The organism is Algibacter pacificus (assembly GCF_008033385.1).
GTDB lineage: Bacteria > Bacteroidota > Bacteroidia > Flavobacteriales > Flavobacteriaceae > Algibacter > Algibacter pacificus.
In genome coordinates this window covers 211492-231014 of record NZ_VOGY01000002.1, presented here as the reverse complement: position 1 = coordinate 231014, position 19523 = coordinate 211492, and the positions used below count along the sequence as shown (strand labels likewise).

General features: G+C 31.9%; 8 protein-coding genes and 1 pseudogene. 1 reads left to right on the top strand and 8 read right to left on the bottom strand.

The genetic code is table 11. From position 1 onward, the window contains the following. Nucleotides 1–351 precede the first annotated feature (351 nt). From FQU21_RS03935 to FQU21_RS03910, 6 genes are all read right to left on the bottom strand, one after another. Nucleotides 352–1587: a CehA/McbA family metallohydrolase domain-containing protein gene (locus tag FQU21_RS03935; protein WP_147676728.1), complete on the bottom strand. Its 1236-nt coding sequence runs from the start codon at nucleotides 1585–1587 to the stop codon at nucleotides 352–354. Between the two features lie 168 nt (nucleotides 1588–1755). Beyond that, nucleotides 1756–2667 (bottom strand): DUF1735 domain-containing protein, encoded by a 912-nt coding sequence (locus FQU21_RS03930; RefSeq protein ID WP_147676727.1) that lies wholly within the window; start codon nucleotides 2665–2667, stop codon nucleotides 1756–1758. Nucleotides 2668–2687: 20 nt separating this feature from the next. Then, on the bottom strand, nucleotides 2688–4415 hold the full coding sequence (locus FQU21_RS03925; RefSeq protein WP_187269318.1) for a RagB/SusD family nutrient uptake outer membrane protein: 1728 nt from the start codon (nucleotides 4413–4415) through the stop codon (nucleotides 2688–2690). Between the two features lie 28 nt (nucleotides 4416–4443). Beyond that, nucleotides 4444–7239, bottom strand: coding sequence for a SusC/RagA family TonB-linked outer membrane protein (locus FQU21_RS03920; RefSeq protein WP_147676725.1), 2796 nt, complete (start codon nucleotides 7237–7239; stop codon nucleotides 4444–4446). A 68-nt stretch (nucleotides 7240–7307) separates the two neighbouring features. Further along, nucleotides 7308–9224 (bottom strand): RagB/SusD family nutrient uptake outer membrane protein, encoded by a 1917-nt coding sequence (locus tag FQU21_RS03915; protein ID WP_187269317.1) that lies wholly within the window; start codon nucleotides 9222–9224, stop codon nucleotides 7308–7310. 17 nt (nucleotides 9225–9241) lie between these two features. After that, nucleotides 9242–12310, bottom strand: coding sequence for a SusC/RagA family TonB-linked outer membrane protein (locus tag FQU21_RS03910; RefSeq protein WP_147676723.1), 3069 nt, complete (start codon nucleotides 12308–12310; stop codon nucleotides 9242–9244). A 213-nt stretch (nucleotides 12311–12523) separates the two neighbouring features. Between FQU21_RS03910 and FQU21_RS17850 the strand changes: the two are divergent. Then, nucleotides 12524–12807, top strand: a pseudogene (locus FQU21_RS17850) (transposase); the annotation flags it as partial. 402 nt (nucleotides 12808–13209) lie between these two features. Here the strand turns inward: FQU21_RS17850 and FQU21_RS17830 are convergent. Together FQU21_RS17830 and FQU21_RS03895 are read right to left on the bottom strand one after the other, a co-directional pair. Then, nucleotides 13210–17130, bottom strand: a complete 3921-nt coding sequence (locus FQU21_RS17830; protein WP_147676722.1) for an Eco57I restriction-modification methylase domain-containing protein — start codon at nucleotides 17128–17130, stop codon at nucleotides 13210–13212. Nucleotides 17131–17355: 225 nt separating this feature from the next. After that, nucleotides 17356–19494, bottom strand: a complete 2139-nt coding sequence (locus FQU21_RS03895) for a beta-glucosidase (protein WP_147676721.1) — start codon at nucleotides 19492–19494, stop codon at nucleotides 17356–17358. Between the last annotated feature and the right edge of the window lie 29 nt (nucleotides 19495–19523).

The window sequence follows — 19523 nt, the reverse complement described above, 5'->3', positions numbered from 1 at the left end:
ATGACGTAAATTTTTATTCTAAGATAAAAACCAAAAGGTTTAAGCAGTAATCTTAGTTAGTCTAGAAATAAATTTAATTTTTGATAACTTCATTAAGTCTATAAAAGTTTATGATTTTAATAATTTCTCAATATTTTATAATAATTCATTATTTATTAAGACCAAATTAGACTGTTAAAACAAATAAAATATTAAGTAAACTTAAACCTATCTTCTGTACTGTATTTTATTATTTTTTAATTATAAATTAATCTCCTATAAATGACTTAATTACTCTAAATTTGAATCTTTTTTCTTTTATAGAAATTTAAACAAACTGAATTAATGTTTAAATAAGTAACTTGACATTTTCTACTTCAAAATCCATACTGGTGCAAGCCAAGCTACTGGTACGGGTCCTTTTTTAGTATTTTCAGGTATAGAATTGTCCCAAACTTGAATAAAAAAATATTCATCTATATCATTATTCTTTAAAGATATATTCCAATAATTTTTATGTTTCCTTTTTTTTGATTTAATTGATTTTATAATTTTTCCTTTTTTGGTAACTATATCTATTTTTGATATTTTATCGGATTCTTCATTCGTGTCAGGATCATTCACATAAATCTTTAAATCATAGGTGTTTTTTTGCGGAATTACACTCCCCATAACCGAGTCATTTACTGAATAACGACATTCCAGGTTTTTATCAAAAGATGCATACGTTCTTCTTTTGCGCATTGCAATTAATATATCCTTTGGTGTATTCCTTTCGGCTAAAACAAAAGCCCTTGATTGTACTATTGCAATATCTGTATAATTATGATTATCGATACTAGCAACCGGTGAAACTCTCCACCCCTTATCTAAAGCACTAATAAAGCCTCCACCCCTGGATTTTTGATTATTTCTTATTTCTAATAAACTTATAATTTCTGTAATTTTATCATCACGGTATGCCCAATTATTATATTGCTCTTTTTTAGGATGATTAAACATGACTACAACAGGATTACCTGTTTTTAAATTAATAGGGTTTTCTTTGAGCCATTTATAAAAAAATGGAATATCAACACCTGGACGGATAGCATTAATGTAAGAAGAAGACCCAATAACATTATAATGCCCTCTTCCATTCTCACTATCGTTTTCCGAATGTTCAACACCCATAAAAGCTGAAAAGTTATTATTGGAAGCCATTTCTGCTTGTTTTTTAGCTATGGCCCATGCTGTATTGTTTATACTATTAGGAAAAAATGCTTCTTCTTGAGAGTGATCTGTTACACAATAAAAATCAAATTCAGCATTTTTTGCTTCTTCATAATGTTTTTCAGGTAACCCTTGAAAAGAGTCCCAATCTTTTTTAAGATGAGTGTTTTTAGGTCGACTTACAAAAAGTGAATCTATATATAAAATCCTGCTACCTTTAACAAAATCATCATTATGTTCCAGATGATCTCCATGTGAATAAGACAGTATAGAATGAGAATGTGTACTACCATTTAAAATTTTTAGATTTTCAAACGGTATTTCATACTTTTGCGCCATACCTCTCAAACAGAAGGTATACAACAAAATACTGATTATTAATGTCTTTTTTTTCATATTAATATTTTCAATCTTATTTAATTATTTTTCAAAAACTATTTTCAAAAAATTAATTAAAAATAAATCCTTTAAATTGTATTTTTTATTCAGAAGTAAGGCTTGTTTTAGCAAGGTGTTATTTAATCTTAGATTAAGAAATAATAAGCCTCAACCTTCTTAACTCTACTAATCATATGCAAATTGATTTACACCATCAACCACTCTATTTCTAAATTCTAGAACTTCAGTAGATTTATAATTTATTCCATTAAAATCGAAAGAATAATTTAGAGTAATTTCTCGTGTTGAAGGATTGAATGATGAACCACCTTGATCTACAACAGGTACCAATCCAGGAATACTTTCAATAGTTATTGTATTGTCTTCAGCAATCACAATATTCATTTTTTGTGTAGCCCCTCTAAATGTACCAAGTCCATTATATATTAATGTATTAGGGTTTTCCATTGTTAGCTCTACAACATCTGTTATGCCTCCTGAATAAGTAATTATTTCCACATTGGTTCCATCTGTTTCTATAACTTTTCCTGTTTGTACATAATTGCCATAAAGTTGGTTTATGTATGAAAACGTAATTAAGGATGATTTATAATCTGTTAAAATAGAATCTGCTTTAACCACATTATCCAATTGAAAGCCTAATGCGTAATTATTACCAAATGATAATGGATCAGCAAGATAGTTTATAGAATCTGCCTTTACGTAAACAAATCCTTGTACACTGCCTGCTGGAATCGTTATTTTATTAGTTATTGGATTACCTCCTTTATCTACAAGTTGATAATAATTGCTTGGTAATGGTGTTAATCCAGCGTCGGTAACTAGTCCATCATCTAAAGAAAATGTTACTTCAACATTTTCTGTATTAGACAACCTGCCCCCCAAGACAACACCTACACCAATTTGCATGCCTTCACCCATAATAAAAGTGCGATTTATTTGTGCTTTTGGTAAGTATACTGATGTAAATTCAAATTCGTTTTCCACAAAATCATCGTAAGAACATGATACTGCACCTACCCCTATAATAATAAATACCAAAATTTCGATTATTGATTTTAATTTACTTTTATTCATAATTTATATTTTTATTTTGTTTACCACCCTTGATTTTGTTCTAGATTATCATTTAACAGTAGCTCTGTATAAGGAAGCGGTAAATAATAATTTTTAGTTTCTAAATTTCTTACTTCAACTAGAATATCCTCATAAGTAAACGTATCGTTAGCGTTTTTAACAATTTTTACTCCTTTAATATCTTCAGTGTTTTCAATGTCTTTCCATCTTCTTAAATCATGAAACCTTTCTCCTGAAAAAGATAGTTCTATACGTCTTTCATTTTTTACTAAATCTCTAAAATCATTACTATTGGCTGCAACCTCATTAAGATAAGGATCTGAAGATATTCCTGCTCGCAATCTTACTTTTGCTAAAGCATCTTTTGCTGAAAATGTAAAACCAGCGGGAATCATATCAGGTTGTCCAAAAGCCTCATTTAATGCCTCTGCATAACTTAAATACATATCTGTAAGCCCTAATTGTACATACACTTTTGGTAAATTTGTTGTGGGATTTAGAGCTGACGGATCAAAATTTAAGTTATTTAAAAACTTTTTTAAATAATATCCTGTTCTTGTTCCTTCGTTAGGAATGAAACCACCAAAATTATCTAAACCTCCTTGATATATTTCAATAGGATTATACTCTGTACATGATGCTGAGGTAAAACATTGATCGCCATTGTAAAATACAAATCTATAAAATCTACTATCTCTAGAAGCATATGGTGTTGTTTGATTATAAGTACTTAAGGCATTATCTATTGGATAGCCATTTGCATCTGGAAAAGCATTAACAAAATTTTGAGAAGGATTCACCTCGCCTTGACCATATAAAGTTGGAGGATATAATCTATTCTCTAAACTATTATTTTGTCTTGAGTTGCGCATTCTCCAGATATGATCTGGATTATTTTCTCGACTATAGTTATAAGCTTGTAGGTTTATTAACCCTCCATTTTTTACAATTAAATCATGCGCATAGGTTGCTGCTAATTCCCATTTTTCTAAATTGTTAGTTGGGTTAAAAGCAGGACTAGCTGCCATTAATGCCACTTTAGCTTTTAGTGCGTATGCAGCTAAACCACTTCCCCTACCTGTTTCGGAGACACCATATCCATCAGCACCATTCCCTGCATATACAAGAGGTAGATTATTAATAGCTACATCTAAATCTGCCATAATTAGATTTACACACTCATCATAAGTACCCCGTGTTAATTCTGCATATTCTTCATTTTCTAAAATTCCATTTACAATTGGAAAGCCAAGCATTTCTCCACTTTCTGATGGGCCTCCAAATATTTTCAGCAATTCCCATTGTGCCCAAGCTTTTAAAAAATAGGCTTCACCAAAATATCTCTTTTTAACATTTTCATTCAAAATAGCATCATCCGGATCTGACAAATAATCCAAATCTTTATTGTGAACTAATTCTATATACTGATAAACCTTTCTAATGTTATTATAGGAACGTTGCCATACGTATTGAAACGGGTTATTAGTTGCTGTCCATTGGCTCGTAACTAATCCTGTTTCCTGTGAGTTTAAAACGCCATTATCTGTAAGATATTCAGCAGAAAAATCATCAAAATAATTAAATGAATAATCTGTATAAATATCATCTATAATTCCTCTAGATTTTAAACCCGATTCTGTTACAAATTCCTCATTAAAATACTGAATATCGTCTTCTAAAAAATCACTACATCCAACAATGCTAAACATGAAGGCTAAAATTGTTATTACTGTATTAGTTGATTTCATTTTATTAAGTTTTTTTACCATTTATTGATTAAAAATTTACTGAAACACCAAATATGAAATTCCTCATCATAGGATATTCAAATATTCCTGATCTAGGATCTTCTGGATCTAAATCTTTCATTTTACTAAACAAAGCTAAATTGCTCCCTGTTAAATATAATTTCACTTTGTTAACAGGCCATTTAGCTATTAAGGATCCTGGTAATTTATATCCAAATTGTGCATTAGAAATTCTAAAATAACTACCATCTACTAACCAATAATCTGAATTTGTAAAATTATTGATACTTCCAAAGGCACTTATTCTCGGGTTTTCATTTCCATTTGGTAGGTTACTATTTACATTTGCATAATAGGTTTCTAAACCACTGTGTTGGTAATATGCGATACTATTTAGGTTTATATCATACCCTGAAACTCCCATTCCAACCACATCTAGGTTAAAACCTTTGTATTCAAATCCTAGATTAATACCATAATTAAACCTTGGTGTATTATTTCCAATAGCTCTTTGGTCTCTAGCATCAATAACATTATCTCCATTTTGGTCAATATATTTAATATCTCCTCCTTTTACCTCACCGAACTGAGGTAAGGCGCTTCCAATATTTTCTGCAGTAAATAAGCCATCGCTTACATATCCCATAATTTCATCTTCGGCTTGACCTTCTCTTATTCTGTATGACTCTAAATGTTGAATTTCTGATATCCTTTCTCCAACAATCTTATTATAACCTCCATTTACACTAAAATAATATTTAAACGGTTTGGTAGTATCACTAAAAGAAATGTTTGAATTAAATCCTTGATTTCTTTTATTGGTATAATTTATTTGTGGTAAAAACACATTATTACCTAAAGCTGTTGCGTATTGTTCGCTGGCATTAATAACTTGCCCGTTAATTGCTATATTAAAATAGTTAAGATTCAAGCTCAATTTTTTTAACATCTTTAATTCTACGCCTGCAAATAGTTGATTATAAACCACCCAATCAATAGCTTCACTAGCTGTATTTGTTAAACGAAATCCGTATTTAGATTGTGTGGTATTTCCATCTCCTAAATAAATAGTTCCATTGTTTTCACTTCCTCCCCATGTATCTAAATAATAAAAGGTTGAAGCAGAGTATTCTGTACCTACTTTTGCAAAGGACGCTCTAAACTTTAAAAAGTCTATTACATCATGATTTTTTAAAAAACCTTCGTTTGACGCCACCCAAGCTAAACCTATAGTTGGAAATAATTTCGTTCTATTATCTCCTATAAACTTAGAACTACTACTCATATTCATATTTGCGTACATGATGTATTTATTATCAAGCGCATAGGATCCGTTTAAATTGAAAGTTAAATCTCTTTTATCTAATTGTTCTGAATTTCTGTTTGGCTGGCTATATAAAAGATGGCTAAGGTTTAAATTTAACACATCGTTGTTAAATCGTTTATTGTAACTTAAATTACCTCCATATACAAAATCTCTTTGAGCGCTCGCATTTGCTCTATTAACATTAAGAACATTAACCTCTCTTGTATGCAACTTTAAAACCAACGAATCCTGTCCTGTAGCATCTTGTTGATAATCTAAAGTATACAAGCCTGGGGTGTTATTTGCTAACAATGCTTGAGTACTAAAAGTTCGCATCATTATATAAGTACTATATTTTAATCCCGGTATATAATCCTTAAAATCAAAATCCAATCCCAAGTCAAAAACTAAATTCGAGCTATAATCGGTTCTAGTACCTCCTGACTCTAATTCAGATAAGACGTTCGAATTATACTGATTACTAACTACATAAGCAGTGTCTGCAACCTTTAATGGAAACGCATTTGCAGGAGTTGAAGAAATCCAATTAAATGTTTGATCGGCTCCTATAACAGGTCTAACATTCTCGCCAAATTTCCCATAAACACTTGCACTCGTACTGATTAAATCGTTAATAGCTGCATTTATTTTAGTTCTAAAAATAATATCTCTACCATTTATTTCAGAGCCTACCTTCTCTAAGCCTTCCCAATCAGAATATCCTATAAAAGCGCTATAAGCTAGTTTTTCTTCTCCGCCATAAATACCTAATGAAGCATAATTGGAAACAGAAAAATCACTTACAAACGTTTCTTGATAATTAATATTTGGATATTTTATTGGGTTGGTCCCTGTTTCATAAGCTTGAATGGCATCTGGACTATATATAACCCCTAAGCCATCATTACTGGCTACTTGGTTAATTACTTTTGCGTATTCTGATGCTGAAAGTAAATCTGGCATTCTAGTAGGTGCATTTATCGATTTTTGAAAATTGACATCAATACTTAAAGGGCTTGGTTTACCTCCTTTAGTTTTTACATATATCAATCCATTATCTCCTAAGTTTCCTAATAACGAGTTAAAAGTGCCATCACTTAAAACTAATACTTCTTCGACCTCTCTTAAATCTACTTGTAAACCTCTTGGCTGTCCATCAATTAGAATATAAGGGTTACCGCCATTTAATACATAAGAATAACCTCCATCTGTACCAGGTGTATTTGTACCTCTTACAATTCTTAATCCTGGAACCCGTCCTCTTAAAGCTTCTGATAAATTATCGCCTCCTGTTTTTCTTAATTCATCTCCAGAAATTTGGAAGACAGCACCACTTGTACGGCTTAAATTAAAAACGCCAAATGGTGTTTTTAACATTTCATCGTTATCATTTATTTGTACCGAATCTTGAGCAACTGAAGTATTCAAAGAGGTGTTTTGAGCAACACCCAACTGAATTCCTAGTACACTGAGTAAGCAGGAAATAAATATTTTTGACTTTTCTGTAGTTATTTTCATTTGTTAAATTTTGTTTTTAAGTTCTTCATAATCTTGTTTTCTTTTTTATAAAGAAAAACACTACCTATTTACCAACCTATGGTTTGTCCAAACGTTGGTACAGCTTCGATTTCTGAACTAGGAATTGGCCACCAATAATTCTTTTCGTTAAATGTTTTTTTCAAATTAGTTTGCTCTACTTTGTCATAACTAAACCCTGTTGGGTATAACACGCTAGTTCCTCCTTGCCAACGCATTTCTAAAAACTCTACTTTTAGATTTTCTTCTAAATGTGCTACTTTCCATCTTCTTAAATCATCATATCTAATTCCTTCAAAACATAATTCTACAGCGCGTTCATTTCTAATTCTTTCTCTAAAAGCTTCTTTAGATCCTATGTACATACTATTCACATTAGGCATTCCAACTCGGTTTCTTATCATGTTTACAGCTTCTAATGCCGTTAAATTAAATCCTGGAGCAGTGCCATTGGGACCATAAGCTTCATTTACAGCTTCTGCATAGTTTAAATACACTTCTCCCATTCTAAATACATTATTATTTATATGAAAATTTCTGTAGCCAGGCCATCCAAATCCATGAGACACCCACTTTCTAATTCGGTAGCCGGTTAAGTTTTGTACCCTCCATGTTAAATTTGCAGGTGTTTTGGGGTTATGTAAATCTATTCCATATTCATACTCCTCATTAACAACAGCCAAATCAACAAATCCTGTCTTATTTAATGGCCCAGCTGTTGTAACATCCCATGCTACACCATCAAATAATATAGCATTATAAAATCTGGGATCTCTATTAATAAATGGTTCTTGTGGATTATAACTCGTATCGTCTTCTATAGCTAAACCACTTTTAGTCTCAAACTTATCTACAAAATTAGCCAAGGCACCAATATTCATTGGACGGCCATTTCCTTTCATAGTATCAAACCCACTAGTTAGGGTGAGCCTAGGTATAGGGTTGATAGTGTTTTTAAACACGTTTTCTACTATTTCATTAACTTCCATAAAAATAACTTCATCTGGAATAGTTTTCTGAATACCTGGTCCAACAAAAATATTTCTATAGGGAGCTAATTCTTCTGGCTCTGCTAAAAAAAGATCTGCTCCATCATGCCCCACATCTAACCCACTTGCTGCACTGGCATCTGCCAAGTTGTATAAGCCATTTGTATTAGCAAACTGAATTAAATCAGATGCGGCTATAGCCGCATCTTGCCATGCTTGTACATCGTTAGTTGTATTAGCTAAAGGACTTGCCCCAAATAATGTTACTCTAGATTTTAAAGCCATAGCTGCTCCTTTTGTGGGTCTACCAACATTTTCAGAAGACCAATCTATAGGTAACAAATCAATTGCTAAATCTAAATCTTCAAGCATATCGGCTAAGTTAGAGGCATAGGATTCTCTGTTTTTATCTAGGGATTCGTTTAAATTTAAATTTTCCTTTAAATAATAAAGTCCCCCATGGCGTTTGGTCATTAAATGATAGTAATAGGCTCTTAAAAAATAAGCTTGACCTTTTAGATTGTTTACATCTTCTTCGCTTGCGTTATTAATTCTATCTGCATTCTCCAAAAAACTGTTAACTATTCTAATTCCTTTCCAGCTGAAAGAATACCGCTCTACAAAATTGGGAGATTGTGTTGCTGTAAATCCACGATTCATTAAACTTAAGTAGTCTCCTTGTGCATAAAAATTATACAGTTCCGGAACACTGCTATTAACTCTCCCTGGATAACCTTCTCCAGACATGGTCATTCCTGGTAAATAATCTGACTGTTTGTTATTTCCTCCACGCGCACTCATTTCTGTTAACAAATACCCATAGCCACCATCCAAAAAGTCTCTTGCTAAAAGTATATCTTCAAAAACGTCTTCTTGATTTAGTCCTTCAAATTCTTGTACTTTATCCAAATAATCTTCACAGCTAACAAATGAACTAGCGAAGATTATAACACTACATATATATCTATTTATTTTCATGATCATTAAATTTTATATTATAAACTTATATTTAGCCCTAAATTAAACCTAGCCAAAATAGGATAACTACCTGCTGAATTACCTTGAGGATCGCCATAATCAATATCTGAAATAGTAAAAAGGTTATTCCCATTCAAATAAACCTCTAAAACACTGATACTATTACTTTTACTCATATCAAAGTTGTAAGCCAAGTTTAAACTTCTTAATTTGATATAATCTAAATTTATAATTCTAGCAGTAGTTCCTGCATTTAAGTTTGGGTTGCTTATACTTTTATGCAATGCGGGATATGCTGCATCTGGATTACTAGGTGTCCAGTAATCTAACTGATCGTATCTTCCTGTTGCTTCTCCACTTGGCAACGCATAAGCCAGCGTACTATTCACCAACCCTTTATGACCTTTAATACCATTTATCAAGGCACTTAAAGACCAACGTTTGTATCCTAAGTTTAATTTAAAACTATAACTGTTTTTTGGAGATGTTGGTAAATCAAATCGAACCTGATCTTGTAAATCGTTACCTATCACGGTTCCGTTAGCATTATAATCTACATATCTATAATCGCCCAATCCAGGGTTTCCAGCAAATTCTGGATAATTTAGCAATTCATCTATATTTTGAAAATACCCATCTGTTTGTAATAAAGCTGTTGTTCCTGCTGGTTTTCCTTCTAATTTTGAATACTCTGGTGTTCCAGCACCATCTGCGGGGCTTATAACGACTCTGTTTTCATTAAAGCCATAAAATCCAGTAATAGCATAACTAAACCCACCACTGGTTTTGTTTTTATAAGTTAAAGACACCTCGTAACCATGACTTTCTGAAGCTCCTAAATTTGCATAAGGTAACGAAACTGATGAACCAAAATAACTTGGTACAGCGGCAGTAGGCCTACCAATTAAGCCCTCTCTTTCATCTTTAAAAAACTCTACAAAACCTGAAAATTTATTCTTAAAAACACCAAAATCAACTCCTATATTTTGTTTGGTAACTGTAGCCCAAGTTAATTCTGTATTCCCTATTTGAGATTCTCCAATAATCGTAAGAGGTGTGTTTATATTTTCTCCAAAATAATATCTGTTTCTTAAGTGATTACTTTTAATATTATCATAAAAACTTAAATATTGCCAACGATTATTTCCTAAACCGGATTTATCTCCTGTTTGTCCATATGAATATCTAACTTTAAAATTATTAAGTACGGGAATTGTATTTTTTACAAAATTTTCTTTTGCTAAATTTGCACCTAATGCAAACGATGGGAAAAACTTAAAACGCTGTCCTTTTGCAAAAGTTTCATCTCCGTTATAAGCACCACTTGCTTCAAAAAAGTAACGTGAATTATAGTCATAGGTAAAACGCCCTATCCAATCTTCGTTAAAATAAGGATATTCTGTACCTGTAACACGTTTACTACGGCTAAAAATAGCCAATCCAGTAACATTATGATTATTAAAAGATTTTTTATAATTAAGCTGCCCTCTGTAATATGAAATTTCTTGATTATAAGTGATGCTTTCATTATTATGAAAAAATTCTGTAGGACGTTCATAATTTCTACCTTCAAAAGAAAACCAACTACCATCTCTATTCAAAGTATAAGTATCAATTCTTCCTGCTTCACTATTACTTAAATCAAAATCACTTTTAGTAGTATAACTACTAACGTAATTATACTTACCTGTATACATTAAACCTTCGGTAATAAAATCTAAATCCTGCTCTAATTCAAAATCTATTGAGAATACTGTTTTTAAAGCGTTCAAAGCTCCTGTTGCATTTATACTACTATACAAGTTAACACCTGCACCAAACCTATATTCTGAAAAACCATCAGGGTATAAAGGATCTGGATATTGTTCCATTATTTCGGCTGGGTATATAGGCACCAAACCACCTGGAGCTGATTGATATAATTTTATAAAATTAGCATTTCCAGTATTTCCTGGTTGGTTTGTATCCTCTAAACGGCTACTAATACTTGTTTTTAGTCGTGTTGATTTTGTTAATGTAAAATCTAAATTTCCTCTAAACGAATATCTCTGAAATTTAAAATCCGGATTATAATTAAATAACTTTACGGTTTTAGTAATATCGCCTTCCTCTAAATATCCAGCAGAGGCATAATATTTAACAAAATCATTTCCACCTCTTAATGACACCGTTTGAGTTGTACTAAAGGCATAATCCTCTATCAACGTGTCTTGCCAATCTGTATTTGGATAGATATATGGTAAATCACCACTAGCCCAATGTGCTAAATCTTCTTCAGAGGAATATCCTCCTGTATACATTTGATCATTTAAAATACCTACGTTAAGGGCGTTTTGTGCATCATAGGCATTTAACATATCTGGTGAATTCTGTACTGTTTTAACTGCAAATTGACTATTAAAACTGACTTTAGGTTTTCCTATTTTACCTCGTTTGGTTGTTATAATAATTACGCCATTAGCACCTCTAATACCATAAACAGCTGTTGCTGCTCCATCTTTTAAAGTACTTATACTTTCAACATCCCTAGGGTCAATATTGGAAAACCCACCTACAATTTCAACACCATCTACTAATATTAAAGGATTTGCATTCCCTCTAATAAATATTTGTCCTTCATCTGCCCCAGGTTGTCCAGAAGATTGAACAACATTTAGTCCTGGTGATACTCCATTTAAGGCATTTACTATATTGGGAGATCCTGAATTTACCACGTCTTCCCCTTTAACTTGGTTAATTGCTCCTAAAACACTTTCCTTTTTCTGTCTCCCATATCCAACAACAACAATTTCTGAAAGACTTTCGGTGTCTACTGTCATTACAACATTAATATTTTGCTCATTGGATACTTCTACTTCTTTAACCTTATAACCGAGATACGAGAAAACTAGAATAGCGTTCTTAGCAGTGGTTATCTCATATGTTCCATCAAAAGTTGTTACCACTCCATTTGACGTTCCTTTTTCTAAGATGTTAACACCTGGCATAGGTCCAGAATTATCCTTGACTACTCCCGATATTAAATTTTGAGAGAAAGAGCACCAAGAAATTGATAACATTAGTAAAAATAAATGGTTTTTTTTCATATTGTTTTTTTGATTTAATTTTTCTAATTCACTTAACTTCTTAAACCCAAAGCATTATAAAGAAGTCTAAAACTGATTTTTATTTGCGGTGTAAATCTATGCTCCACTTGTTAGAATCAAGGGGGTGTTTCATTCAATTATAAGGGTAAATAAGTCAAATAATTTTGTGAATAATTACTACATTAAACTAGACGCCAAGTAGATAGAATTTGTTTGTGCGTTATTAATTTAGCTATTATGAGAAGTAACCCGAAACTACACATTAAAATTTAAGCAAAAGCTGTAGTATTAAGTTATGTAAAGGCAATGTAAAGCAGGGCAGTGAAAACTTATACATTTTACCGTCTGTGCTTTATGGTTGGCGTAAAGAATTAAAAAATTACTGTAAAAACAGTTTTCCTGGTTGGGGTAAGCCTAAAATATCTAATGAAGAGAAAGCGATAGATTGTTTAAAAAAGGCTTTAAAAGAAGCCGAATTAGAGCGTGATATCTTAAAGTAGCCAATATCATGAGCGCTAATTATTTGTTTGCTAAACGAAAACGTAAATTTAAAACAACCACAGATAGCGTCCTTTTCTAAATCATTAAAAGTAGAAAGGGTATATCAACACACTTATAAACGAAGGTTTGAAGCCGAATTATCTATCTTTAAATAGATAGAAACATGATACAATAATAAACAAAATTATTCCTTTTTAGAAAACCGAAGCATTAGTGAATTTGAATTAGATATGTAGCATCACGAATTAGCAGCATAGTCACTCAACGCATTGTCTCGTTTTTTGTTTGCAAGTCCATATTTCCATTTAGCTATTCTCTACAATTGCTATTTACTCACCCAGTTTCTATGGTTTTTTGTGTTTATGAATCAAAATGAATAGACATTCTTATTTATTATTTTAAGAATTCTCCACAATCTTAATTTCCTCCTCCGTTAACCCATACAACTCATACACCATTTGGTCTATTTCTTTATCGGTTTGGTTAATTTGGGTTTGTAAGGCTTGTGCTTTTTGTTTGTTTTCTTCAAAGAGGTCTAACCATTCAAACTCATCTTTTTTGGTTAGGGTTGGTATTTCTGCTAAATCCTCTTTAACACGTAGTTTATTGTTTGCTTTTATGGCTTTGTTTAACTCTTTTATGAAGTCGCCAAATTCTAATTCGTGCCAGTTTTGTAGTTTTTTGGATAGTTTTTGTAAACTGAATTGAGAATCTAAATATTTTATAAACTTATTATTTTGAGCTTGAAATATTTTATTGTTATCTAATTGAAAATTTACTTTATCAATTAATTCTTGATTATTTTCTGAAATTTCAGGTAAAGGAAATGGTTTTAAGTAATTAGTTTTAAATCTAAAATAACCACCACGTAACTCTGTTCCTGTGTTTTTTAGAAAAAACCACATTACTTTAGAATTTAATATCCCTAAGTAGTACTTATCATCAACTTTGAATTTTTCATTTTTAACAAAGGAATAAATTGTTGTAGGATGATAAAACTCTCCGTTTTCATCATAAGTCATATTACAGCCTAAAGAAATTTCTTGTGTCATTATTTTAGGTTTACCAAATTTAGTCAAGCTTTTAGGGTAAATATATAAATACCAACCTTCATCAATATCCATTCTACCTCTCTCTCTTCCTCGTATTTCCTTTTCAAAATGTTTTAAGTAAGAATACGTTTTAGGTAATTCCCGTTGTATATATTCTTCGCTTACTGCTGTACCATTTTCGTAAGGAAATAATACGTAATGTATATTTTTTAAATTTTTATTTTTTGATATTTCATTACCTTTAATAAATGGTTTGACTATTGATTTTTCAATTTCAAAGTGATAATCAAATTTAGAATTATATCCTTTTACATAGCTTCCTTTGTCAACTCCTTCAAAAACATAAACAGAATCGAGACTTGTCGCTAGTCCTTGAAAAATTGTATTAAAAATATCTCCAACAATATAAGGCTGTTCTTTTAGCTTATCAATTACATCAAAAACCTGTTCACTTTGTAAATCCCAATTTTTTTCTGATAAATTAGAATAAGACATTGTGTCCCAAATAAAAGGCTCAAAAACTTCACTTGGTAATAGTTTTTTAAAGTTCACTTTTTGCTTTACTGTTTTAGTTAAATCTACAATACAAGTATATGTTGAAGCTTCTTCAAAAACTATTTCAGACCCAAAGTGTACTAAATTCGATACAGCCGTATTTTCTTTAAAAAACTTTCTAATACCTTCTCCAAAATCAGCCACTAAAAATTTATGAGGCAAAATAAAAGAAACCATACCTAAATTATTTATTAGATAATAACACTTCTCCATAAACAATGCATAAATATCATAATTTGCGGTTGCTGATTGAAACTTCTTTTCATAGTAATCGCACATTTCAGGATAATGTTCCATTAACCCTTGCTTACGTACATAAGGCGGATTCCCAATAACCACATCAAAGCCACCAGAAAATTCGGTATTAAAGGCTTTATCTTGTGTGCAACACATGGCATCAATAAGTTGTTGTGTGTCTTTGTTATGTTCTGGTAATTCGTGTTTTGCTCTATTGTTTTGTATGTATTTTATAGTATTGTATAGCTGCTCGGTTGTGGTAATTTCTTTAGGCGCGCTGTATTTTTGTTGCCATAAGGGTTTGTTTGGTTTTTCTTTTTCCGCTTCCGCAAGGGGCTTAAGCCCCTTGTTAAGCCCCTTGTTGAGCCCCTTGCTGAGCCTCTTGTTGAACGTCTTATTTTGCGCCTTGCTTCCTTTTACAAAAGAGGTGCGTCCTTTTATTTTTTGCATAATAGCAGGAATGTCGTCTATATGGCAAACTAATAATAAATGAATATGGTCTGCACAAATATTATAGGCCAATAGGTTTAACTGGTCTTCTTTTACAATATTTGCAATGGTATTTGTAATAATTAAATCGTCTTCAGGAGTAAAATAAATAACATTTGGATAGGGGTTTGTGCCCATATCGCGGCGTTCTCTTACTTTATATTTTACCATCCTATCGGAAGTACGACTGTCGTGTATGGCCGTTGTAATATGATAGGCTTTTTTATTTTTTTCTTCAAATACTTTAGGAAACTGCTCTTGCCAATTAAAAGCTTTATCGCCTGCAACGGCTTTACTATCAATTAAAGAATTACCACATTTAATATTGCTACTTAAATCGTTTAATTTTCTGCGGGGTTGTGCGGTGCGTAACCAAAGCGATAGTTTTGCGATTTCTACAGATTCTTCGTTTAAATCTACACCGTAAATATTGTTTTCTAAAATGGTGTTTTCAATGTCGGGAAACTGTAAGCCACCGCCTAAAACTTTGGTTTTTAACTCATCGATGTAAGTATGTTCTTTTATTAAAAAATCTAAGGCTTGGTTAAGGAACGCACCAGAGCCACAAGCGGGGTCGCATATAGTGAGTTGCAACAACCAATCTCTATACGTGTCTAGTATGTTTACTAGTTTTGTAATGGTTGCTTTTTGCCTGTTCTTTCTGCCTTTAAAATATTCTTCTTCTTTAAAGCCTAGTTCGGTTTTCTTTTCGTTGCAAAGTTTACCAATGGTATTTTCAACTATGTATTTGGTAATGTATTTAGGGGTGTAAAAAACACCGTCTTTTTTACGTTTAGATTTTTGTTTATCGAAGTCGCCACCTTCAATTTCGGCATTTACACTTTCAATCTCGTTTAGTGAGTTTTCAAAAATATGTCCTAGTATGTTTACATCAACTTGGCTTTCAAAATCGTAAGCTGCTAATTTACTGGTATGCTTAAATAATAGTTCACTATCAATTTCTAAACTATCAAGGGTTTTATCTTCTTTAAATAAACCACCGTTATAAGCGTATATTTCGGCTCTTTTGGCTGTTCCTGCTCTTCCTTGATCTAAGAAATTAAAGTATTGCTTAAATAGTGTGTATAGTGGTCTATCGTCGCCAAAATCTACATCGTCTTTCCATTTATCTAATATTTGTTGTGTGCTGTTTGCAGGAAGTAAACCTCTATCTTCGGCAAAGAAGATAAACAAATAACGGTCTATTAATTTTTGAGACTTTTTAAAGAGGGTAAGCTTCACGTTTTTTTCTAAACGTTGTAGTTCTAGTTGTTCTTCTTGAGACCTCTCGACTGCGCTCGAGGTGACATTAGATGCTTTTGCTTTTAAAGGTTTTGCATTGCGCTTTACTAAATCGCGATATAATTCACGTTTAAATACAGAATAGTCTTTATAGAATTGTTTTGTTATTTGTTCTTCTATAACTACGGACGCTTCTTTAATGTTTAAGGGTACGTTATTTAATATATTATCCTTTTGTAAACATAGATATAATAATTCAAAACGTTCTAAGGAGAGTTCGAATAAATTAAATTCTTCAAATTCTGTAGCATCGTTAATATAGAAACGTAGTTTTTCAAAATTTGAGGTGATAACATAAATACAGCCTTTTTGATTGGCTTTATAATCAAACGCTTGTTTACGTATGCTTTCTAGGTCTTTGGTGTTTGTACCTTTTAATTCTATAACACCAATAGCAACATCGTTATTTAATATGGCACCATCGGCTTTACGTGCGTTATTTTGATTTTTATATTCAGCAACTAAATTAAAATCGGCATTTGGTTTTAAGGTGTACCCTAATATGTTTGCAAAGAGTTCGGTAAGAAATATGCCTTGATATTCTTCTTCTTTAGAACTGCGTATATTGTCTTGTATAGTTGGGTTTAAGAAATACTTAGTGTATTTTTTATACGCTTTATTTACGAGGTCTTTGTCTTGTAAAGATATGTGCTGTTTTAAAACTGAGGTTTGATATAATGCCATGAACTAGTTTAGAGTATTATGAAGCCTCTAAAGTAATAAAATCAATTAGTATTTAGGCATCTCACTCTTATATAATGTAAGTAATTTTCAACAAAATCATCATTAATTTTTCTTTAATAACCACTAGTGTAATTTAGTTTTGTTACCCTTTACAAGGAAAAAAATTACCCTTGTTGAATAAACAAGGGTAAAGATGAATAAAAATAACCTTTAAATCTTAACAGCTTAGTCCAGATTCACAATATCTTGATGCTTTATTTGATGCGAAGATGTACCTATAGAAATTACAAACTTGCCTTCCTCTACGTTCCAACCATGAGTTTGCACATCCCAAAAAGCAAAAGCCTCTTTTGTTAAATTAAAAGAAAATATTTTACTTTCATTAGGAGCTAGCTTAATTTTATTAAACGCCTTCAACTCTTTTGTAGGCCTAATAACAGTACTCTGCAGATCGCTTACATAAACCTGAATAACCTCACTTCCCGAAACCGAGCCGATATTGGTAATTTTTCCTGAAATATGAATTTGTGGATTTTCTTTATTTGAATTTTTTACTTCAACTTTAAAATCTGAAAGTTTAAAGCTGGTGTAACTTAATCCAAAACCAAACTCATAAGCAGGCTTAATACCTTTTGTATCAAACCATCTATATCCTAAAAGCACACCTTCTTTATAATCCATATCGTAACCATGTAAAGCAAAACGCTCTTCTGCCTTAAAAGAAGCCTTAATTGGAGCTGGATTAATAATTGCTTGAGGAGGCCAAGTATCTAAAGCGTGTGGCGCATAATCATTTAAGTTTTTAGCTATTGTAAAACTTAGTTTTCCTCCAGGGTTTGTTTGCCCACTTAAAACTTGTGCAATAGCATCTCCTGCTGATTGCCCCAAATACCAAGCACTTAAAATAGCATCTGTATCAGTTTCCCATGAACTAGTTTCGAACGCACTAGCAGATTGAACAATTACAGCGGTTGAAAACTTTTTATTCCATTTTTTAATAGATTCGCTTTGATTATTAGGTAATACTAACGTTTTCATATCGTGTCCTTCGCTGCCTTGCCCTCCTTCGGCAAAGTATAAAACCGGATATTTTAAAGTTTCATATGTATTGAGCGTTTTTTTATCTACCGTCTCAATATCTGCTATTTCTATTATTTTATTTTTGCCATATGTACTAATTAAACCAGCAAGTGGGGTTAATGAAAACTCTGAGTCTACTCTACTCGATCCTTTTCCAAAGGCCACATGATTTAAAGCTGGACCTGTAACAATTATTTTATCATAATCATTTACTTTTAGTGGTAAAAGTTTATTTTCATTTTTTAACAAAACCATACCTTGACTGGCGGTTTCTAGAGCTACCTTTTTATGTTCTGGTGTATTAACCTTAAAGGGTTTTTTATTATTTTTCTTTTCTAAAAGACCGGTTCGCTGATACAGTTTTAATACCCGAAAAACACGATCATTCAACGCTTTATGCTTAATCGTTCCATTATTAACCAGTTTTAATAAATCTCCGTTTCCATAAACATAAGCACAGATTCCCATACTCATATCCAATCCACCTACAAAACTAGCTAAGGGCGTATAGGCCGCTCTCCAATCACTTACTACAATACCATCATAATTCAATTCATCTCTTAAAATAGAGTTAAGTATGGTTGTGTTTTCTGCTACATGTTTACCATTTACAAGGTTGTTCCCAGCCATAATAGTCCAAACATTAGCATCTTTTATAACATTCTCAAAAGGAAAAAGATGTAGTTCTCGTAATGTTCTTTCGTCTAGTTTAGAGCTAATAAAATGGCGCAAACCATCAATATCGTTTGCTACAATGTGTTTGGCGCAACCAGCTATATTATGTTTTTGTAGCTCCTTAATATATACATTTGCAAGAGTTCCTGTTAAATAAGGATCTTCGCCCATATATTCAAAGTTTCTTCCTCCTAAAGGAGATCGCATTAAATTTATTCCTGGTCCAAATAAAACTTGCTTATCTAGCGAAACCATTTCGTTAGCCAAAACATTTGCATAATTTCTAACAGCTATGGTATCCCAAGTACAGGATAAAGCTAGCGTAGATGGTAAAGCTGTGGTGTGTTGATTTTTATCAAAATCACGCAAACCAACAGGGCCGTCTAACATCTTTATTGGAGGAATATTTAATCTAGGAATACCGCCACTTTCAAATCGTTTTTGTTTATTATTTGAAATAAACCCATGAAGAAGGCTTACTTTTTCTTCTTCTGTTAATTGATTAATAATATTATAGATATCCTGATCTTCTTTTGATGAGGTTTGACTCCAACCTATGCTTGTTAATACTATGAGTATTGATGTTAGAATAATTTTACGAATTGTCATTTTTATTTTTTTAACTTTATTATTGTTTA